At 62.0% G+C, this 20,254-nt stretch carries 19 protein-coding genes; 12 read left to right on the top strand and 7 right to left on the bottom strand.

The genetic code is table 11. The annotated features are described in order from the left end of the window. Positions 1 to 39 precede the first annotated feature (39 nt). Together CHRYSEO8AT_RS14995 and CHRYSEO8AT_RS14990 are read right to left on the bottom strand one after the other, a co-directional pair. Positions 40 to 4,572 carry a sacsin N-terminal ATP-binding-like domain-containing protein gene (locus CHRYSEO8AT_RS14995; RefSeq protein ID WP_159851345.1) on the bottom strand — a complete coding sequence of 1,511 codons (4,533 nt, stop codon included), beginning with the start codon at positions 4,570 to 4,572 and terminating at the stop codon, positions 40 to 42. Between the two features lie 157 nt (positions 4,573 to 4,729). Further along, complete coding sequence (locus tag CHRYSEO8AT_RS14990) at positions 4,730 to 6,229, bottom strand: FRG domain-containing protein (protein ID WP_159851343.1); 1,500 nt, start codon at positions 6,227 to 6,229, stop codon at positions 4,730 to 4,732. A 659-nt stretch (positions 6,230 to 6,888) separates the two neighbouring features. Here CHRYSEO8AT_RS14990 and CHRYSEO8AT_RS14985 point away from each other — a divergent pair. Genes CHRYSEO8AT_RS14985 through CHRYSEO8AT_RS14975 form a run of 3 tightly spaced genes read left to right on the top strand, consistent with a single transcriptional unit; the run spans position 6,889 to position 9,613 of the window. After that, positions 6,889 to 7,266, top strand: coding sequence for a hypothetical protein (locus CHRYSEO8AT_RS14985; RefSeq protein WP_201304455.1), 378 nt, complete (start codon positions 6,889 to 6,891; stop codon positions 7,264 to 7,266). Continuing rightward, a complete protein-coding gene (locus CHRYSEO8AT_RS14980; RefSeq protein ID WP_159851339.1) occupies positions 7,263 to 8,537 on the top strand; it encodes an XRE family transcriptional regulator in 1,275 nt (424 codons plus the stop codon). The genes CHRYSEO8AT_RS14985 and CHRYSEO8AT_RS14980 overlap by 4 nt, the downstream gene beginning before the upstream one ends. Then, positions 8,528 to 9,613, top strand: a complete 1,086-nt coding sequence (locus CHRYSEO8AT_RS14975; RefSeq protein ID WP_159851337.1) for a beta family protein — start codon at positions 8,528 to 8,530, stop codon at positions 9,611 to 9,613. The genes CHRYSEO8AT_RS14980 and CHRYSEO8AT_RS14975 overlap by 10 nt, the downstream gene beginning before the upstream one ends. Here CHRYSEO8AT_RS14975 and CHRYSEO8AT_RS14970 read toward each other — a convergent pair. Further along, the gene (locus CHRYSEO8AT_RS14970; protein WP_159851335.1) at positions 9,570 to 10,163 is read right to left on the bottom strand and encodes a sce7726 family protein; all 594 of its coding nucleotides are present in this window, start codon (positions 10,161 to 10,163) and stop codon (positions 9,570 to 9,572) included. The genes CHRYSEO8AT_RS14975 and CHRYSEO8AT_RS14970 overlap by 44 nt on opposite strands. Positions 10,164 to 10,352: 189 nt before the next feature. Between CHRYSEO8AT_RS14970 and CHRYSEO8AT_RS14965 the strand changes: the two genes are divergently transcribed. Together CHRYSEO8AT_RS14965 and CHRYSEO8AT_RS14960 are read left to right on the top strand one after the other, a co-directional pair. Continuing rightward, positions 10,353 to 11,084: a hypothetical protein gene (locus tag CHRYSEO8AT_RS14965; RefSeq protein WP_159851333.1), complete on the top strand. Its 732-nt coding sequence runs from the start codon at positions 10,353 to 10,355 to the stop codon at positions 11,082 to 11,084. An 88-nt stretch (positions 11,085 to 11,172) separates the two neighbouring features. Then, on the top strand, positions 11,173 to 12,234 hold the full coding sequence (locus CHRYSEO8AT_RS14960; protein WP_201304454.1) for a PIN domain-containing protein: 1,062 nt from the start codon (positions 11,173 to 11,175) through the stop codon (positions 12,232 to 12,234). A gap of 265 nt (positions 12,235 to 12,499) precedes the next feature. Here CHRYSEO8AT_RS14960 and CHRYSEO8AT_RS14955 read toward each other — a convergent pair whose 3' ends face one another. After that, the gene (locus CHRYSEO8AT_RS14955; RefSeq protein ID WP_159851331.1) at positions 12,500 to 12,772 is read right to left on the bottom strand and encodes a hypothetical protein; all 273 of its coding nucleotides are present in this window, start codon (positions 12,770 to 12,772) and stop codon (positions 12,500 to 12,502) included. Then, positions 12,773 to 13,480 carry a hypothetical protein gene (locus CHRYSEO8AT_RS14950; protein WP_159851329.1) on the bottom strand — a complete coding sequence of 236 codons (708 nt, stop codon included), beginning with the start codon at positions 13,478 to 13,480 and terminating at the stop codon, positions 12,773 to 12,775. Positions 13,481 to 13,666: 186 nt separating this feature from the next. Here CHRYSEO8AT_RS14950 and CHRYSEO8AT_RS14945 point away from each other — a divergent pair, with 186 nt between their 5' ends. Further along, the gene (locus CHRYSEO8AT_RS14945; protein ID WP_159851327.1) at positions 13,667 to 13,900 is read left to right on the top strand and encodes a hypothetical protein; all 234 of its coding nucleotides are present in this window, start codon (positions 13,667 to 13,669) and stop codon (positions 13,898 to 13,900) included. A gap of 60 nt (positions 13,901 to 13,960) precedes the next feature. Here CHRYSEO8AT_RS14945 and CHRYSEO8AT_RS14940 read toward each other — a convergent pair whose 3' ends face one another. Beyond that, entirely contained in the window at positions 13,961 to 14,257 is a 297-nt protein-coding gene (locus tag CHRYSEO8AT_RS14940; protein WP_159851325.1) for a hypothetical protein, read from the bottom strand. A gap of 404 nt (positions 14,258 to 14,661) precedes the next feature. Between CHRYSEO8AT_RS14940 and CHRYSEO8AT_RS14935 the strand changes: the two genes are divergently transcribed. From CHRYSEO8AT_RS14935 to CHRYSEO8AT_RS14920, 4 genes are all read left to right on the top strand, one after another. Beyond that, positions 14,662 to 15,243: a recombinase family protein gene (locus CHRYSEO8AT_RS14935; protein ID WP_159851773.1), complete on the top strand. Its 582-nt coding sequence runs from the start codon at positions 14,662 to 14,664 to the stop codon at positions 15,241 to 15,243. 6 nt (positions 15,244 to 15,249) lie between these two features. Beyond that, positions 15,250 to 15,552: a nucleotidyltransferase family protein gene (locus tag CHRYSEO8AT_RS14930; protein ID WP_159851324.1), complete on the top strand. Its 303-nt coding sequence runs from the start codon at positions 15,250 to 15,252 to the stop codon at positions 15,550 to 15,552. A gap of 544 nt (positions 15,553 to 16,096) precedes the next feature. After that, a complete protein-coding gene (locus CHRYSEO8AT_RS14925) occupies positions 16,097 to 17,083 on the top strand; it encodes a hypothetical protein (RefSeq protein ID WP_159851322.1) in 987 nt (328 codons plus the stop codon). 79 nt (positions 17,084 to 17,162) lie between these two features. Beyond that, positions 17,163 to 17,360 carry a hypothetical protein gene (locus tag CHRYSEO8AT_RS14920; RefSeq protein WP_159851320.1) on the top strand — a complete coding sequence of 66 codons (198 nt, stop codon included), beginning with the start codon at positions 17,163 to 17,165 and terminating at the stop codon, positions 17,358 to 17,360. A 108-nt stretch (positions 17,361 to 17,468) separates the two neighbouring features. Here the strand turns inward: CHRYSEO8AT_RS14920 and CHRYSEO8AT_RS14915 are convergent, their stop codons facing one another. Further along, positions 17,469 to 18,293 carry an NAD(P)H-hydrate dehydratase gene (locus tag CHRYSEO8AT_RS14915; RefSeq protein WP_159851318.1) on the bottom strand — a complete coding sequence of 275 codons (825 nt, stop codon included), beginning with the start codon at positions 18,291 to 18,293 and terminating at the stop codon, positions 17,469 to 17,471. 114 nt (positions 18,294 to 18,407) lie between these two features. Between CHRYSEO8AT_RS14915 and CHRYSEO8AT_RS14910 the strand changes: the two genes are divergently transcribed. Both CHRYSEO8AT_RS14910 and glnA read left to right on the top strand, forming a co-directional pair. Then, a complete protein-coding gene (locus CHRYSEO8AT_RS14910; RefSeq protein WP_008261682.1) occupies positions 18,408 to 18,746 on the top strand; it encodes a P-II family nitrogen regulator in 339 nt (112 codons plus the stop codon). An 83-nt stretch (positions 18,747 to 18,829) separates the two neighbouring features. Then, positions 18,830 to 20,236: a type I glutamate--ammonia ligase gene (glnA, locus tag CHRYSEO8AT_RS14905; protein WP_159851316.1), complete on the top strand. Its 1,407-nt coding sequence runs from the start codon at positions 18,830 to 18,832 to the stop codon at positions 20,234 to 20,236. The last annotated feature ends 18 nt before the right edge of the window (positions 20,237 to 20,254 follow it).

The raw sequence follows: 20,254 nt of genomic DNA, 5'->3' as shown, positions 1-20,254 counted from the left end.
CCCGCCGGATCATCCGTTCACTCAGCGTCGAAGGACTAATCAGCCGTCCTGCCCTGGATCCGCCTTCACGAACACATATTCCAGCGCCTCGACAGTATCGACGCCCGTCAAGGTGACGACGGCGGGAATCCGGGTCTGCAGCTTCTCTAGCGGTCTGAAAATGAACCGCACGCGCAGTTCGCCTTCCCCGTCCTCAAGACCGGCCACCAGGGCCAGGAAGAAGTCATCCGGCTCCTCAATCGCCGCCTTAACCTGCGAGGCTTCAAGATTAACCTCATCAAGGAATTTCGGTCCCGAGGTCATCTTCAACTCGTACAGGTGGCGCATTTCGTCGATGGCGTCCACGCCCAGTCCCCGGCGTTCCCGAACGTCGCGGAATTGTTCGGGATCAAGCTGGAGGGCTCGTCGAATGGCGTCGAGCGCCATGGCTTCGCGGTCGTTGGCTGGCGGCAGGACCGACCGCTTGCCAGGCGGACGGGAGGCGGTGCCAAGATTGGGCCGCGTGAACGTCCGCGAGAGGTCGGTCATCTTGGGCTTCGGGAAGACGACGCCCTGACTGGCCACACCCTGATTGACGATGGTGCCTTGAGTCGGCTGGAGCGTGGACAGGTCTCGCAGCTGTCGGACCTCGATCTTCGGCTGCCGCGCCGGCGGTGCTTTCGGCTTCGGAGGTGACGCCGCGCCCGCCTTACCCTTGGCTCGGCCTTCCGCCGAAGCCTTGAGCTGTTCAAGGCGCTCAAGGCCGCCGGCCTGTTCCACCTTCAGTTGAGGAAGCACGATCTGCGCCTCCGCCTGGTCGGCGGTCGCCCGCGCCCAGACCGAACTCCATGCCCAGGCGACCTTCTGACGGTCACCGTCGAACAGGGAGGCGATGGCCTGACCGCCGGCCTGGGCGTCGCCGGCCTCATTGAGGCTGCGGGCGACAAAGTGCCGGGCGTCCAGGGAGAGGTGGGCGCCGGCGGCGAATCGGATCGGCGCCTTACCATCGAGCGCGGCTTCGATCTCCAGTTCGGGCTCCAGTAGGAACTCGGCGCTCTGCAACGCCGGCCACGCCACGGAGAGCGACTCATGAAGCGCCACGTCGGACCGGATCAGGGCTTGATCGAGCAGTGAAACGGCATGGCCAAACCGCCTGCGATGCTCCCGACCGGAGGCCAATCCGAGCGTGGTCATCTGAACAGGAGTGAAGTTTTCGAGACGTAGCAGCGTCACCCCAAGGGCCGGGAGTATCGCCTCGAGGCCCTGGAACGAGGAGAGACCGGGACGCCAGACAATGGCGGTGGCGACGTCCGCGTCCGCCAATCCTTCGCCTTCGAAGGCGAAGGCGGGCCTCTCCTTTGACCATTCCGAGCCCGACCAGAGGGGCAGCGTGTTCAGCCGTGCCCGCAGTTGCGGCGTCGCTTGGTCAAATGTCTCCGCCAACCGTCTCAGTGTCGAGAGCATAACGCCCTTGCGCGCGGGCGTGAGAGGCTCGGCGGCGAGCTCGCGTAGAACCTGAACGCATTCGTTGGGCCCCGGAGCCTGGACTTCCAGACGGCTCCAGAGAACCTCCAAGCCGGCGATATGCGGCGCGAACGGTCGCAAAGATCCAAAAACCTGCGGGCCGGAGAACACGGCCTCGGGCGCGTGCCAGCCATCCTGCGCGAGGACCAGACCTCGCGCGGTCGCCGTCGAGCGAAAGGCGTTGCGAAGCTGTTGCGGGGTCAAGCTACGCCCCATCGCCGCCTCGCTCTTCGACGCGCGCAGGCTGTCCGCGAGAAGCTGATAAATGCCGTGGACCTGCTGGCGGACGCCTTCGGTCAATGCCTCGCCCTGATAGGCGCGCAGACGATCGACAAGATCGACCGTCGTCGGGCCTTTCCGGACCCCGAGCGCCGTCAGCAGTCCGCTGTTCGAAACCTCCGTCGCCACCGTCGCGAGGAAGGCGCTTCGTGTCGTGCCATGCGCCAGCCTGTTGGCTGGCGTCGGCAGGCACAGCTTGCCGGGGGCCGCGAAGCCTCCTCCGCCGTGCGGCAACCACTCGGCCTCGGCCAGCTGGGCCAGCCAGGTCGACTGCACTTCCCCGCGTTTGCGCAATGACCCGTTGTAGCCACTGACCGCTTCCGCCGACTGATGTTCGGCGTATCGCCTCTCCCAGTTTCGGGCCAGCAGAGCGAGCAGGTCCAAGGACCGTTTGCGGCGCACCTTCGAAGGCGCACTGCGGATGTCGGCGACGACGGCCTCGATGTCGGGCGACCAGCGGTCGCTCATCAGATGGGTCGCCTCCAGCGCCCGAACAGCGGCGGTTTGCGCTCTCGGCCTGTTCGGCACATTGAGCGCACTGACCTTGCGCGAGTCCCGCGCATAAATCGCCCGCTCCCCCACCGGCGCCGTCAGCCGCGGCGCAGTCGCGACGCCCAGTGCGCTCAGGAATCGCCGAGCGCCGACCTCGGAGCGGCCCCCGGCCTGTTTGAGCACGAGGGAATAGCCTGGATCCGCCCATTTCAGACCCGGCGTCCGGTCCGCGATCTTGGCGAAGGCGTCACTCTCCTTGTCGATCGAGAACGGCATGTAGAGCTCGACCGGCCGGGTCCAGTCGCTGATCACCGAGCGCCCGTCATAATAGATGGCTCGAATGCGGATGTTGCGACCGATCCTGCCGGCCAAGGCTCTCTGATCGTCTCGCGGCTTGCGGGCCCAGGCGTCGCGGATCGCGAGCAGATCCGCATCGCTGACATCGACGGCGGCCGCCAAGTTCTCACCGAGAAAGGGCGACGCCTGGCCGAGCAAGGCGAGGGCGTCGTCCGGGCTGTCCGCAGAATCGACCAGCACGCCGGCCTGGGCGAACGCTGCGCAGGCCTCGACCGCCACATCGTCCTCGCCGAGATAGGCGGGATGCAGAGGCAGGGCGAGGCCGAGCCGGACAGCCAGTGAGTCGGCGGATCCGGATCGCACCAGGACCTTGGCCCCGCCCTGCGCCGGCGCCCGGACGACCGAACCATCCGCCAGAAGGATCGAGCGATGCAACAGGAAGCCCGGTATCGACCCCGATCGCCCAGCGAGCGCGGCCATCCTGACAAACCAGTTCGGTTCGCGGCCGTTGATGCGGTCAGGATGTTCGAAGATGTCCAGCGCATCGTCGAAATCCAGTTCGCGCGACTGGCCGAGCTCCGATAGGACGTCGCGCCACCGCCCCCCGCTATCGCGGTGCTCTTCGGTCAAGACAGCTGAAAAGATATTGATCGCGATCTGGTCATCCGGCGTCAACAGACCGTCCAGATCCGCAGTCTCGTAGACGAAGGCGTCCAGCGGCCGCCGATCTCCGTCCTGATCCGGAAGGCGTAGCTCGCCCATGAGGCGATCTCGCGCCTGATCCGCGACATCAACCTCAAGGCGCTCTGCGACCCAGCCCTCCTGCCCTTCGACCTCGGGTCGGAGCGGCGCATGCGACCAAGCGTGAGACGGCTCTCGATCGAAGGCGATCAAAGCCGCTGAGCCCAAAAGCGCCCCTAGATCCTTGAAGCGGCTCTCATTCCACTGCAGTGGCATGATGGTGGTGCGCGCCGCGTCGGGATCGAACTGGGCGTTGAGGTTCACGGGGAAGCGCATCTTCACCGGCATCCGCACCCGGTCGAACAGGTGGCCTTCCCCTGCCCCGCCTTGCTCGACGCAGAGGCCAAGGGGCGTGACGGCGCCGGTGTTCTTGTCGATCCGTTCCTCGCCGGCGGGAACCGGTCGCCGCGCCCAGTAGCGGATGAAGGCGCGGCCGGTCTGGTCTTCCGGAGCCGAAACCTGAAGGCGCGAGATCTCGACGTCGACCTTGATATCGCCCAACACCATGAGCTCAGAGATCGGCACCTCTGCTTTGATCGCATATGACGTCGTCGGCTTCCCGCTTTCGAGGTCGTGGAATTCCAGTCGCCTAACGCTGTTCAGGAACAGCAGGCTTTCCACCCCCATCTCGGCGACGGCGACCTCCACGGATTTGACGTCATACCGGGTGAGCAATGGGAGGCTCACCATCGTTTCGCGCGCGCCCGGGTCATAAACCCCGGGAATGGCCGCGGGCGGCGCCACGCCGACCGGGTGATCCGAGCGCATCTCGAAATGATAAGGCTCGCAGTGCATGGCGATCGGACCGCCCAGCGCCTGCAGGGTTTTCTGCCCGATACCGAAGCGTCCTGACGCTTCGTCGTCATCCTCCTTGGAGGACAACCACGGCATGACCATCGCCCCCATGTCCTTGAGCGTCACGGGCTTGCCGTCATGCACGACGTGCAGGCGAGGCTGTGTCCCGCCCTCATAAGCGAAACGAACGACGGTCGCACCGAGGTCGTTGGCGTTCTGAAGGGTTTCCGTCAGCCCCTGGAACGGGCGGGGCGACAGGGATTTCGCCTTCCTTTCCGCATTCTTCTGGCTGGCCCGGAAGATGGCCGGCTGATCGCGGACCAATTCGGCGAAGCGTCCCACGGCTCCCCTCGCCCAGGCCGGGGAGGGCTCGGTGGGCGCCCAAGAGGTATCCGGCCACTCGACGCTGAGACGGTCGGCGGCCTGACGACCCGCGAGATCTTCAGAATCAACCACGGCGGTCATTGCCTCACGTTAGATCGCGGACAGTTTGAACGAAAGTCATCGATTAGTCGCAACCTGCCAAAGCCGGCGCTGCGCCACCAGCGGACATTGAGGCTGAGCCGGAAACCAGACATTCAGCCAATGGTGGCGTGATCAACTGTCGACCGCCATCCCCGGATCAGGGGACGCCAAGAACCTCGATCTGGCTGGCGGCATAGATCGTGGGATCGCGTTTCGAGAGGACCTGCCAAGGGATGATCTCGTCGACCAGCAGGCACCTGAAACGCTCCTCGTCGAAAAGCCCCATCCGCACGCCCTGCGCAACGATGAGCGCGGCTTTCATATGTTCAACGGTCGCAGTCTCGGGCAAGCTCAACAGTCTACGGCCAGCGTTTGTAAAGGCCGCCAGGAGACGCGCACCGCTGACGCAGCAGCGTGTGGAACCGCCCCCGAACAGACCCATCTCGATCTCGAGAGGCGACTCAAGATGGGCCTGTGCAAGCTCGAATGTCCCCTTGCCGGCATTCAGGTTAAACTGGCGGAAGAAGCCGTCAAAGCGGGCCAAGGCGGACACTGCCCGCGCGATCTCTTGGGCGGTGTACGGATACGGCCGCATACCGGTCCAGAGAGCATCCAGCAAGCGCTGAAAGCGACCAGGCACAACCTCGCCATCTACAGTGACGTTCAGAAGATCGGTGCAACGTCGGCGTCGCTCGATCAGATCGATGACGACATTCCCGTCGCTCTCGAGCGTGCTCAAAGCCAGTGTGACGTCAGCCTGCGACAGGTCCACGGCATTCCACCGCTCGTCGGGACCGGCCACCCAGATTTCGCTCGGCGGGGCACTCTCGGCAGGCGCAGCAGCAGGCTCTGCCTGCACGTGATAGACCCTTAGCGGCGATTTCGGGTCGTTGATGAGCGCCTCGAACCGGCGGCTCCGCTCGTCCAGCACCGCATGAAGGCGGATCATCTGCTCCAGATGGCTCTCCCGATCCGGATAGATTTCGCTTCGGGTGATCGGCGAGCGAGCGCCCGTCTGACGGAAGACGATCCGGTCGACAGGCCAGAACTGTTCAAGATCCGCGTTGCCCTCCAGAAACAGCCCGGACTGAGCCTGAAGGCGCCACAGATTGGCGACATCGACCTCCAAAAATCGGAACTGCAGCCTCCCGCCTGACATCATCCGGAAAAAGTCTGACAGGCGGTCGTGGTCGAGCAGATAGATCGCCCCGTACCCCGCGGTGCCAACATCCTCGGTGGCGAACCATCCTGCGACCGGCGGCTCGCGCGTCAGATCTAGAAGCGGGGTAGCGGCGATGCCGTGGTGCTGGATTGCGGCGAGGATCTGATCGTCGGACTGGAGATAAGGGACTATCTCCGGAGAGTTCCGGACCCACGACCAGAATGCCCTCACCTTCTCCAGCTCGGCCTCCCTTCCAGCAGGCGTGCACCGAGAAACGGTGGAGGTCATGCTCCAGCTCGCGTCGGCCTGGCCCCGGAAGTACTGATAGCGCCCGCGCGTCTTCAAAGTCTCGGCCAGCGCTACCGCCTCGCCGACGTCAGCTGCCTCGAACTCGTACCGGCCGCCGTTCATCGAGGGCTTCTGGATAACGTCCTGCAGCCCCTCGAAGTCCTGCCAGATTAAGGCATCGAGTATCTGCTGATCTGACATCGTCATTGCATTAGGATCTTTTTGCGCCGGGAGCGGACATCGCGCTATCGTCGAGAAGCAGTAGTGTGAACGATGGCGTGGAGGGAGGGGAATCGAACCCCTCCCTGCGGCACTCCGGCTACTCGCCTACTGAGAGGTCCGACCATCTAGCTGACGTGGGGCGCTGCACCCAACCATGGCTCCACGTGACCGCAAGCAGCACCCTTGTCCCAAGCTTAGCTTTGACGTTGACCTTCATATCCATCTCCATTTTCACCTTGGGTTTCGCCAAAATGAAGCCGGTCAGGACAGCACCCCACGCCGCGAGACTGATTGGACATCCGAGGGCGAGCATTGCCGCCGAACTCCTAGCGCGAACCTAGGACCGCTTCGTGAAGATCTCAAGATTCAGCGCGGCGGCCGCTCGCCAGAAGGGTCGTTCGCTTCTTACCGAGAAGCGCACCTTCGAGTTGCCGACGGAGTCGACGCGGTGACGGCCTCACTCTCGGTGCGCGATCAGACATTGACCCCGGCGCTTGCCCAAGGTCATGCCAAGATCATGCCAAGGTTGACTTTATACACAACAATATTATTGTGTTTATATGATCCCTGATTTCATCGATCTGGGCTCGCCGGCCCCTTGGCCGGTCCTCCCGCGGGGCGTTCACGACGCAACTCTCGCCGAGGTGTCGGCGCGGTTCGCCACGACGCCTCACCGGGCTTGGCTATATGGCGGTTTCCTGCGCGTCGTCGAAAACCTTGAGGCGGCAGGATGCAGGACTGTCTTTCTTGACGGCAGTTTCATCACCGCCAAACCCCACCCCGGGGACTTTGACGGGTGCTGGGACCTCACCGGCGTCGATCCGCTGAAGCTGGATCCCGTGCTGCTGGACTTCAACAACAAGCGGGCGGCGCAGAAGGCGAAGTATCTCGGCGAGATGTTCCTCGTGGAGTTGCCGCACGACCCTGGGCTTCTGGGCTTCTTCCAGACCGAGAAATTCACCGATCGCCCCAAGGGGATCATCCGCATCACCCTCAACGCGCCGAAAGGAGCGACCCTGTGATCACCAACGACAAACAGTACCGGTCGGCCCGCGCGGCCATCGAACGGCTCAAGGCCGATCTCGTCCGTCTCGGCGAGGCGACGACCGAGGTTCATCCGCTTCTGCGCAAGGCCCAGTCGGACGGGCTGGAGAGCCAGATCGATGAACTTGAGGCCGAGGTGGCGGAGTATGACGCGCTCCAGTCCGGCGCCGTCACCGACTTCGAGGCCGAGGGTCTGCACGACCTTCCGGACATCCTGATCCGCGCCAGGATCGCCCGTCGAATGAGCCAGAAGGACCTGGGCGCTTTCCTCGGGATCGCCGAACAGCAGGTGCAGCGCTACGAGGCCGAACGCTACCGGTCAGCCAGTCTCGAACGACTGTCCGAGGTGACGGCCGCGCTCGACATCACTGTGCGGGAAAGCGCCCAAATTCGCACCGGCCCGCCGGCCGCCGACGCCGCCCTAGCCACCTATCCGATCACCGAGATGTTCAAGCGCGGCTATTTCGACGACTTCGGAGGCAATGCCGCCGAGGCGCGAAAGACTGCCGAGGTCCTTGTTCCCGCTTTCTTCCGGCAAGCGGCCTACGCCTTGCAGCCGATGGCGCTGCATCGTCGGACCTTCCGCAGCGGTTCGAACCCGCAGATGGGTGCCCTGGCGGCATGGGAAGCCCGGGTCTGTATCCTGGCCGAGCGTCAACGCCCGCCTTCGGCTTTCGACCCGACGACGGTCACGCCGGACTGGCTGAACGGCCTTGTCGGTCTGAGCCCTTACGAAGACGGCGTCGGGCGCGCTCGGCGGTATCTCTTCGACGCCGGCATCGCCCTGGTCCTGGAACCTCACCTGCCCGGCACCCTGCTCGACGGGGCGGCGATGCGCAGTCCATCGCATATCGCGATCGCCGCCCTCACCCTGCGCTATGACCGGCTGGATAATTTCTGGTTCACCCTGCTGCACGAGGTCGGCCACCTAACGCTGCACATCCGGGAAGGCGGCTACCAAGCCATCTTCGATGATACGGACGCCCCGGACGCCTCCCCAGTCGAGGACGAGGCGGATCGGTTCGCCCAGGAGGCGCTGATCCCTGACGAACAGTGGCGTCTCTGCGTGTCGCGCTTCACCCGCACCGCGAAGGCCGTCGCGACCGACGCCGCCCGTCTCGGTGTCCATCCGGCGATCATCGCCGGTCGGATCCGCCGCGAAGCCCGGGACTACACTCTGTTGCGCGGTCTCGTCGGCGCCGGCGAGGTTCGACGGCAGGCGGCGCAGAGGGGGCTGGCATGGAAGTGAGCGCCAAGACCTATGTTCCGGTGCTGAAGTGGCGGCAGGGCGAGTACCAGGCCCTGATGCGGCTTCATGCCGCCACCAAGGCGCAGGTCATGCCCCTGATCGAGGTGACGCCGCCGGAATGGGACTTTGAAACCCACAAGTTCAAAAAGACCATCGACAGCCAGCTGGCGCCCTTTGCCTCACGGCTTGAGAAGAAATGGGGGACACGTCCGGCTTTTCTGGACACGAGCCTCCTCGATCCCGTCGCGCGGATGATCGGCGGCGTGCATCCTTTGACCTATCTGCTGGACGGGGCACGGTCCCGGGCTGAAACGCTGACCCCGGTCACCAGCCTGGGGCGGGATCTCGCCCACTACAATGCGGTCGCATCCGCCTTGGCGATGGACGGTCGGGGCGTCGCCGTCCGCGTCAGCCTGGACGACATCGCGGACCCGAGCTTTCCGGCGACCCTGGCTAGCCTGGTGGGATCCCTAGGCGCGGCCCCGCCGCAGACCGACCTGATCATCGATCTGGCCGCGAAGAATTTCGAGCCGCTCGCCGATCTGACAGCCTTGGTGAGCGCCCTGCTGCAGTCGAGCCCCGTCTATGTCCAGGTGCGGAGCCTGATCTTGGTCGGCACCTCCTTCCCTGCCTCCATGGGCGAAGTGAAGATCGGCAGCCACACCCTGCCGCGGCAGGAGTGGAAACTGTACAAGGGCGTCGTGGGCGTCCTCCCCGCCGGCTTCCGGCCGCTCGCTTTCGGCGACTACGCCATCGCCTCCGCCGATATTCCCGGAGGCGACATGCGGCTGCTCAAGCCCTCGGCCACCATTCGCTACACGGTGACGGACGGCTGGTTCATCACCAAGGGCAACAATGTTCGCGACAACGGCTTCGACCAATATCGGGGTCAGTGCGGGAAGGTGATCTCGTCAGGCCATATGGCGGCGACGGGCTATTCGGCCGGCAGCGACTACATCCGCGACTGCCACGCCAAGACGAAAAGCACGGGTAATCTGACGACCTGGCGATGGGTGGGCACCAATCACCACATCACGCGGGTCGTGGACGATCTCGCCAGTTTCCACGGTCCTTGAGGGTCCGGCGAACGAGGTCAGCCAGCTTCGTCTTTGGATAGCGAGCTACCAGTTCGGCGTAGAGGACTGCCCGGGGGGCCCGAAGGAGGCGGGGATCGCAGTCATGGCGCTCAAGAATGGCGCGGACCTCGTCGCGCCAGAGCAGGCGCGCCACGGTCATCGGATCTGTCGACCGGTTGGTCCGCTCCGCCCGAAGCCGCCGGAAGACAACGGCTCCGTTGGCCGCGCGACGGGCCGAGACAACTCCCCACCAGTCCGGTAGCAGCGAAAGTGCCTGTGGCAGATGACGTTCGTCGGCGATCAGGGTGGCCCGATCAACCACCCGGCCGTAAGCCTCAACCTGACGCGGGAGGCGGTCGAGGTTATCGGCCTCCGCCTTGATCTCGACTCCCCGGATGTGGCCGTTGATAACCGCGATGTCTACCCGCGACGCCCCGTGGGCGAGGCCGAGCTCGCTGACTATTAGAGTGTCCGGAGCGCTGGCTGCATGCGCAAGGAGGCGGCGCATCGCCGCTGCTCGCAGGTCAGCATCCTTCAGCCGTGATCTCATTGTGGTGTCATGCCGGAGGCAAAGCGTCGAGGCAATCACCATGCCCGGCTAAGACCTTGGCGTCATAAGCCATAGCGAACTCCACGCGTGTTGGGAGATATATCCTAAGGGTCGATTCCGGCCGACGCCCAAGCCGCCGTCCAACTGGCCGACGCGAGACTGACGAGCCGTAAGGTGCGACAAGGTCGGATGGCCGACCTGTCCCGCATGCTCAAAGAGATCGTCGCCTCAGAGCCTGACGCCATGGCGTGGACCAATGAGGTCGCTGAGCCCTTTGTCATCTACGCTCAGAACGCGTTCGAGATTTTTGCGACCGGCGTCACTGACTCGATCCAAGAAGGCCTTCTCTTCCGTGGAGCCTACAGCCACACCCGCACGATGGCAGGGCTGGCCGTCCTATCGGCCCTGCGCCAGCATCGGATCGAGAACGGCCTCAACCTCAGGCAAGTCATCGAAGGGACGTGCCTGATGGGTTATCTCGCCGCCCACCCTGGCGTCCCCCACGACATGAGCCAGCCCAACATGGCCCACGCCGATCTCTTCAAGGCCAACGAGAAACTATTGAAGACAGCGTTGGCTTGGGTGACGGAGACCTATCCAGGCATCGACGGCGATCTTCGGTTTTACAAGAGCCACATCAACCGCAACCGCAGCCATACGACAGTGTTCGCTACCGCCGCTGTGTATGACTACACCGATCAGGAAGGCTACGCCGACCAGCGGTTCTTCGATGCGCCCGACCCACGCGAGACGCGCGCAACACTCATGGCCACCGGCAACATCATTAACCTGGCCAGCGGGATGCTGATACTCAGCGGCAAAGACACAGCCACGATCACGCTTCGTCGCCATTTCCAGCAGACGGTCAGACAGTCAGTCGAGCGCGGGACCAAACTGCGAGCCGTTATCCAAGCTGATTGAAACGCGGCAGGATGATAAACCGGGCCGCGCGCCCGTGGGGCGAGACCTGCAGGGCGAACCCAGCTAACCTTGATCGGTGAACCAACCGATGGCCGCTATGCCTAATACGCCCAAAGTCTTTCTGGACGCCAATATCCTCATCAGCGCGGGGAAGCCCCCAGGCGGTCCCGAGATCACGCGCGTTCGGAACTTAGTTGAGGCAAGCCTCATCAGCGTGGTTACCACGGACCACACCCTGATCGAGGTAGCCAAGCACTTCGCGACGCATGACTTCGAAGCTCTGGGCGACGTCACGACCGCTCAGGTTCGCAAGCTGGTTGAGCAACACTTGGGCGTGACGATCCCGGAAGTGAAAAAGGCCGACCTGAAGGCCAAAATCAGAAAGGGCTATCTCGACCAGGTGAACGCGATGATGGCGTCGCTCAAGGCGTCGCAACTCAGCGTGGACGACGTGAAGGCATCTACCGTCCTTTCCGCCTATTCGGCCGGTCAGGGATTCTTCGACCACGGCAAGAAGGATCAGTTCCCTGACGCCTTCATCTTCGAAAGTCTGAAAGCGCAAGCGTCCCAGGATCAGCCCATCATCGTGGTGTCGGCCGACAAGGATTTCACGAAGCCCTCAGCGGATGAGCCCTTCATCACACTCGCGTCTTCATGGAGCGCGCTCTTCGACGAGCTGAAGCTCGAATATCAGGATGCTGACATCGACGACTGGCTCGACGAGCACGCCGATGATCTCATCAGTCTGACCGACGAGGAGATGGACGGCTGGGGTCTGCAAGGCGAGATCGAAGACTCTGAGATTGAGGAGTCCGATGTCACCGGGGTCAAGATCGACAGAGTGACAGCGGCGTTCAAGCCCACCACTAAGGGCGATCCGATCCTAGTCCTTGCAGAGATTACCGCCACCACGGTCGTGACCTACAATCATCCAGACTGGGACAACGCCAGCTACGACTCGGAAGACGGCGTCCTGATCCCTTGGGACACGGTGAGCGGTCAGAAGGAGATCGACATCCAGATCGATGTCTCCCTCACGATCTCGGTCGATGAGGACGGCAACCCGGTCAAGATCGAAGAGATCAACTTCCGCAACGACGACTTCGTGTGGATCACGCTCCAAGCTGGCATGGACATCTACGACTACTGACGCCGGATAATAAATATATCTGAGCGGCCCGGGTCGTTCATTCGCTGACGGTGATGCGCCGTCAAATCGCATCGATGGCGAGGTGGTGAAGGACTCTCCCAAAGAGGTCACCACCTCGCCGGGTGGCCACCCCGGTTATGAGGTCGGGCGCGGCGACATCGAAGGGAGGGGGTGGGTCGGAAGCTCCGATCGGCTCCTGTCCGCCTACCGTTCGCCCCAGCTGTTGGAACGCCCGCGAAATCGCCACCTCTTTTTTTCGGCAGGGTCAGGCGAGATTTTTGCGGATGTGTTCGATCGACCTGTCGACGATCTTTCCCATCGGCGTCGGCGGCGAGTTGTGACGCAGCCAGAATAATACGCCTCCGACCTTCTCCATCGCGTTGAAGGCGTCGTCCGACATCCCGAGTTGCCGTTCTGATTTGCTCTTCGCAAGAGCCTTCCACGTCCGCTCAGCCTGATCGCCAAACCGGACCAGATCGGCGATCCATTCCTCGCGGGTCTGGAAGGATCGCGCCTCCACGTGAGCCAGCAAGTCCATCTAGTTCGCCTTCATGCTCTCAACGAAATCCGTGTTCGCATTCGCGCTGAATTGCGACGCCCGTTCTTCAGCGCGAAGCCGCTCGACGGCGGCGGCAACTTCCTCCAAGTCCGTGGGGTAGACAGAAACTTGGATGATCAACCGGCGTTGGCCAGCGATCTCCTGGTAGACCTCTCTCGTGTTGATCGACACCGTGAAGGGAACGCCAGGCTTCACGAAGCTGGTGCCTGACCGATGGCTTCCGCCAAGCCATCCGTTGGCCTTCAACGCGGTCATCAGGCGCGGCAGGCCGCCGCTTTGATCGGCGTAGCATTTGTAGGGATTGGTCAGGTCGTATTCGCAGTCTTCGACCGACCGAGAGAGTGGTTTCAAGAATTGAAACTTCAAACCCCGATAGGCCGTCGCTTCTGGTTTGCGCTCAGCGTCATATGGAAGATCCGATGGATATTCGAGCCGGACGATTGTCCGGAGAGGCTTCACACGCAAGATGGTCGCGTCAGGGCTCGCGCAGGTAAAGCCGTAGTAGCTGTTCCCCTCCGCCACACAGTCAGTGAAGCCCGACGACCGAGCCTCGACTGGCGTCCCTTCCACGATCAGGCCTTCGAAGCGTGCGACCTCGGCCGTGGCTGTCTTCTCAGCCTCAGGCTCCGCTGTGGGACCACAGGCGGAGATCATGAGTAGCGCGAATAAGGCAAAGGCTGGACGCATTGTTCCCCTCGACGATTTAGAAACGGCAACGCTATCACACGTTGAGGAAGGCGAAACCCGCACACGTTGGAATGGGCTAAGCCCAACCTTACAAGACCGCTATATATCTCTTGCACACTCATTATGGCGATCTTATACGTCGCTTATGGATCACTTCCACACGGGGAGTGACTGGAGTAAAGCCCAATGCCGAAGAGAGAAACTGTCGTCGCCGCTGAACTCGCCGACCGTCTGCGCGCCACCGGGGAGAAGGTGATGACCATGACCTGGCCTGAGTTTTACAAAGCCAACGATATGCAGCGTTTCGCCAACGAGCGGCACGAGAAACTCCGCCAAGCTTTCATGGGTCAGGGGCTCATCATCGGGATCGGCAACAACGCGATCATTGTGTCGGCCGACGCCAACCACACACCTGAATAATGAGAAAAGCCCCTCGGCATTCGCTGGGGGGCTTCTGTATCTCACGGGACAAACCCGCCCTTACTCCTTGATCAGCAAGCCCCAGTCGTCGTCATCCTCCTCGACGACGATGTTGATCTGGCACCACTGCTGGTCATTGGTGACAGTGTAGCGGAAGAGCTTGCTACGCACCTTGCCAGCGAAGGTATCGCCGCCCCTGACGCTGTTATCGACCTGGACGTAGTCGCCCACGTTGGGGAGGAGGACCAACTCCTCAGCCTTCACAGGATGATCCAGCAGGGCCGCTCCTGAATCGAGCGGACGACCGTTCGGGCTGTTTTTCGGGAAGTATTGGTAGTTCAAGCCATAGGCCATCATGAGCGTCATCCTCCGGTTGAGGTTAGCACCTTAATCCACCCCTGCGGGCCGTCCACATTCAGCTAGGGATCGAGGCTGAACGGCGGCGCCCAGCGTCGAGCGAACAAGCTCGATCGCCCCCTGAACGGTAGAGGACATCGGCATCGGCTCGGATCGATTTCTCAGCCAGTAGAGCAAGGCCGGAGAACTAGGATTCGGAACTAGAAAGACGGCACCAAAAGCCGTCGCCTCGAACCGCCGCAATGAGTCAGCACCAGACCTTCCCGCCGTTTCATAAACGACCGTTTTTGACACGGCACGGCTGAGGCCATCTCGCGTCAAGGATTCCTATGGCCTTCATGTTGCAGTAGCCTGTAGCGAAATCAGCGTCTCAACCCACATCTCGGCGACGGCTTTTGACACAGATGCTCATAGGCTATGCGAGAGTCTCAACTGATGAGCAAAACTTGGCGCTCCAGACTGACGCGCTCGAGGTCGCCGGATGCGTTCGGATCTTCACCGACAAGCTCAGCGGGAGCAGGCTCGACCGTCCTGGATTGGCCGACGCCCTGTCTCACCTTCGATCCGGCGATACGCTGGTTGTATGGAAGCTCGACCGCCTTGGGCGCACGGTGCGTCAACTCGTCGAGTTTGTGGCCAGGCTGAATCAGAACGGCGTCGAATTTCGAAGCCTGACCGACGGTATCGACACAACCACGCCCGCCGGGAGGTTCTTCTTCCACATGATGGCAGCTCTCGCCGAGATGGAACGCGATCTGACACGTGAGCGAACAATGGCTGGTCTGGCCGCTGCTCGTGGGCGAGGTCGAAATGGCGGAAGGCCTCCTGCACTTTCGGCTAAGCAACTCATCCAAGCCCGGCATCTGATCCAGCATCCTGACCAGTCAATGGCCGAGATTGCAGCCACCTTGGGCGTGTCGCGCAGCACGCTCTACCGGGCCCTGCGTGGCTCCGCCAATCGTCCCATTTCATCCTCTTCGGTGTAGCCAGCGATGAACCGCGAAGGGTTAGTGGAGGCGCTGCGATCATTTGAGCAGAAGCTGACGCGCGAGGGCATTGAGCATATGTATTTGTTTGGCTCGTTCGCCCGAGATGAGGCTACCGAGCTTTCGGATATCGACCTCGCGTTTGACGTGCTGCCCGAGTTTGAAATGAAGTTCTCTCTGATTGATCAAGCGCGCATCAGGCGGGAACTCTCAGCAGAGCTGAACCGCAAGATAGACTTTGTGGAGCGGAGCTATTTGCGGCCGCGCATCGGCGCATCGGCCGCCACTGATATGATCCGCATTTTCTGATCTATCGATCCGCGCTCAGCTCTTGGAATCCAAAGAACCTGGAACAATCACGTTCAATGATATCAATCGGTTCGAGTCTCACGATCTCGGAACTCTCACACATGTCTGATATCCTCGCTTCATCCGGGCCCAGTGTTCTGCTGCTCGTCGAGGTGCTGGATCATCGCCGTGTATCAGTTCGTTTGGACTAACCTTTCGGCTGCGCGCAGCTTGGCGAACAATTGACGGAAATGTCGAAGGTACGGCGATTGTCACAGCATTAGCATCGTTTTCAAGAGCCGCAAAGATCGACTCGGGAATGCCGTCGTAGAAGGACGCTGCTTGACTCTTCGACTGCTGAGCCGTGGGCACGTAAGACGGAAAGGCCAAGCGATTGTGGCCGGGTGGCGATTCGGAGGCTCGCTTCCCAACGAAGCCCCATTTCCGTATTCGACCCTTTGGAGGTGATGATATCGAATCTATGCTTGGCGTATGCTCGCGTTTGAGACCGACCGACTTCTGCTGCTATGCCGCTGCTTCAATTCGACCATTCGGAGTCATGGGTATGTCGTTGACCTCCACCTCGTTAAAAACACTCCCGGCGGATTTCGGAGCCCACGGAGAGGCTCTAAGGACGTTGGTCAGTGCCGCGGTCGCTCAGCCGGATGACGCCGACTTGTCGGCGTTTCTGTTTTTGCCCGACCAGAACAATCATCCCCATTTCGACGATGCAGCCCAGGTTTTCGCGGAAGCTGCAGAGCAGATGTACCTGAGAAAGCCGTGGGTCGGGGACGAAATCCCGCTGTTGTTTTTCGGCTATCACGCCATGAACCGCCTGACCGGCAAACGGACGGCCCAGGGGTTGTTCCTGACCGATCAGGCCATCTATCTTCAAGACGAAATGGCGGGATTGCTGCTCGGTCTTCCACCGGCCAAGGGTCACTCGCTACCAGCGCAGTCAAGGGACACCGAAGCCTTCATCCAACTGCTTTTGACGCAGTACAGAGAATGGAAGGATTGGTCGGTTCTGGCCAACACGACCGAACCCGCTCTGATGTCGCACTGCGGGCGACTACTGAACCAGATCGTCAGATCGGTTGTTGAATACAACCTGCTGCATCACCGTCAGCGCCAACCCTCGATCAAGGCCCTGACCCTGGCCGATCTAGTTTCCGGACACAGTGCCAGCGACACTCTTTTGAACCCCGCCAACCCAGCACTGACCAAGAAACTTGCCAAGGTAGCCGCCAAGCTCAAGGTTCCGCCACACGAGCCGCTGTTGTTTGCCCTGGTCGATTTCCCCCTTTTCGGCGGCCCCTACGGCCTCGGTGTCACGGCTCATGGCCTGTACAGTAAGGATCTGATGGACGACCCCCAGCACGTCGCCTTGACCGCCCTCGATCCCGACGACCTTCGCCTGTCGGAGAAGGGCGACAAGCTGCTGAACAGCGCCAATGTGACGCTCGTCCTACCCGCCCACCTGGAGGTCGAGCTTCGCACCGCTTTTCTCGCGTTTCTCAAACAGGAAATCGTGCGCTTGAAGACAACCTGATGCTGGGCGGTATGGATTGATCCTCCCTCGCTTTAGTAGACACCCATGCCAGCTTTTCGGGGCTGGAGAGGAGTGTCTGATGAGTGTTCGACGCTGGAACTTCCCGGATTCTTTCAAGCGCGAGGCGGTTGATCGCGTCGCCAACAGTGGGCTGGCCGGCGCATTCTTCGCCGTGTTGGGCGTTCGGTTCATGGATCACCAGATCAAAATCGGGGTGATCGCGGGCGTGTTGTTGTTTTGGGTCAGCATGCGACTGTTGCGATATCTGTCGCCCTAAAGAACATGCTGCTGCACAGCTCGCGTCGGCGAATGAAACCGTTGGAAATTCCACCAGTTAGAGTCTTGAGATTATGGAGCGCTCACAACGGCGCTGCAGCCTTTCTTCTTAGCCTTTCCACAAAGACGACAGAGCCTTGGGCAAAACATCGCTCAGATCGTCAGAGGTCAATCCTGGCCCAAAACGCTCCGCCGCATCGGAATGAATCCAGACCGCCGCGCATGCCGCATCGAAACTGTCCATCCGCTGGGCCGCCAGTCCGCCGATCATTCCGGCCAGGACATCGCCGGTTCCAGCCGTGGCCAGCCAGGCCGAGCCGTTCTCGTTGCGACGGACGCGGCCGTCGGGCGATGCGATGATGGTCTGGGCGCCTTTCAGGACGATGGTCGCCTGGGTCAGGCGCGCAGCTTCGATGGCGGCGGTCTCTCGGCCATGGGCCAGCAGGCCCGGGAACAGCCGTTCGAACTCGCCCTCGTGTGGCGTCAGGATGTCGTCGCGATCAAGGACGGCGAACAGTTCCGCGGTTCGGCCCTTGAAGACCGACAGGCCGTCGGCGTCGATCACCAGGACAGCGCCGCTCAATGCCAGCGCTTGGATGTTGGCGATCGTCGCGTCTTCCAGTCCGGCAGCCGGTCCGATCACGACGGCGTCGCTTCCGACGGCTTCACGACCTAAGACTTCAGGTGAAGAGAACGGCGTCAGCATGATCGCCTGGACGGCCGACGCGATGACAGCGACGGCATCCGGGGGGCACAGGATTCGCACCACGCCGGCGCCCATTCGCAGCCCCGCGTGCGCCGCAAGCCGCGCAGCGCCCGTCTGATGCGCCTTTCCCGAGACGACGACCAATCGCCCCCGCGTATGCTTGTGCGTTTCCGCGCCTGGCCAAGGCAGAAAATCGCGCCAGATCGCCGGGTCGTTGGTTTCTATCATCCGCGTTCCGATTATCCGTGGCTTTTCTGCGAAAATCGCTTGCTTTGAACGCCCTTGCTGTGTCCCATTTGGGCCCGAGCGCCGCTGCATTCCGTGCGCCGCTCAGGGGTCGCCATGAAGAAAATCGAAGCCATCATCAAGCCTTTCAAGCTGGATGACGTCAAAGAGGCGCTCCAGGACGTGGGCGTGCAAGGCATGACTGTGCTGGAGGCCAAGGGATATGGTCGCCAGAAGGGTCATTCCGAACTGTATCGCGGCGCCGAATACGTCATCGACTTCCTGCCCAAGATCAAGATCGAGGTGGTCGTCGCCGACGACCTCGCGCCCGCCGTCGTCGAGGCCATTCAGACCTCGGCCCGCACGGGCAAGATCGGCGACGGCAAGATTTTCGTGTCCGACGTCGCCGAGGTGATTCGTATCCGCACCGGCGAGACCGGAGCCCAGGCCGTCTGAGTTCGCCCCCCCTCCCCGGCCCTCGGCCCCTCGGGTCGCTGACCGGTTTCCTCCCCAAACGCCAAGAAACAGGACTTCCGAGAATGACCGCCAGCAAGATCCTCAAAGAGATCAAGGATGAGGAGGTCCAGTATGTGGATGTCCGCTTCACCGACACGCGCGGCCGCCTGCAGCACGTCACCTTCGACGTCGACCTAGTCGACGAGGACTTCCTGAACGAAGGCACGATGTTCGATGGCTCGTCCATCGCCGGCTGGAAGGCCATCAACGAGTCCGACATGCTGCTGAAGCCGGACCTGACCACGGCCTATATCGACCCGTTCTACCAGCAGAAGACGATGTTTCTGTTCTGCGACGTGCTGAACCCCGACACCAACGAGCCGTACAACCGCGACAGCCGCTCGATGGCCAAGAAGGCGCTGTCCTACGTGCAATCGTCGGGCGTGGGCGACGTGGTCTATTTCGGCCCGGAAGCCGAGTTCTTCATCTTCGACGACGTGCGCTGGTCGACCCAGCCGCACAACACGTCCTACTCGTATGATTCGACTGAACTGCCGGCCAACACGAACGCCGAATACACCGAAGGCAATATGGGCCACCGCCCCGGCGCCAAAGGCGGCTATTTCCCGGTCAACCCGGTCGACAGCGGCCAGGACCTGCGCGGCGAAATGCTGGGCGTCATGCGCGACCTGGGCCTTCAGCCCGAGAAGCACCACCACGAGGTGGCGCCGGCCCAACACGAACTGGGTCTCAAGTTCTCGGACCTGCTGACCATGGCTGACCGCCTGCAGCTCTATAAGTACGTGATCCACAACGTCGCCGCCGCCTATGGCAAGTCGGCGACCTTCATGGCCAAGCCCATGTTCGCGGACAACGGCTCGGGCATGCACGTCCACATGTCGATCTGGAAGGACGGCAAGCCCCAGTTCGCCGGCGACCAGTACGCCGGCCTGTCGCAGGAATGCCTGTGGTACATCGGCGGCATCATCAAGCACGCCAAGGCCATCAACGCCTTCGCCAACTCGACCACCAACAGCTACAAGCGTCTGGTCCCAGGCTATGAAGCCCCGGTCAAGCTGGCCTATTCGGCCCGCAACCGCTCGGCCTCGATTCGCATCCCGCACGTCTCCTCGCCCAAAGCCAAGCGTCTGGAAGCCCGCTTCCCCGACCCGATGGGCAACCCTTACCTGACCTTCGTGGCCCTGCTGATGGCTGGTCTGGACGGGATCGAGAACCGCATCGATCCGGGCGCACCCGCCGACAAGAACCTCTACGACCTGCCGCCCGAAGAGCGCGGCTCGATCCCCGAGGTCTCCGGCTCGCTAAAGGAAGCGCTGGAAAACCTCGACAAGGACCGCGCCTTCCTCAAGAAGGGCGGCGTCATGGATGACGACTTCATCGACAGCTATATCGAGCTGAAGATGGAAGAGGTGATGCGTCTGCAACTGCACCCGCACCCGGTCGAATTTGACATGTATTACAGCTGCTGATCGACAGATCGCAGCAAC

Source organism: Brevundimonas sp. G8, assembly GCF_902506205.1.
Taxonomy (GTDB): Bacteria; Pseudomonadota; Alphaproteobacteria; order Caulobacterales; family Caulobacteraceae; genus Brevundimonas.
The sequence above is the reverse complement of the archived record's forward strand: the minus strand, read 5'-3'. Positions and strand labels throughout refer to the sequence as shown.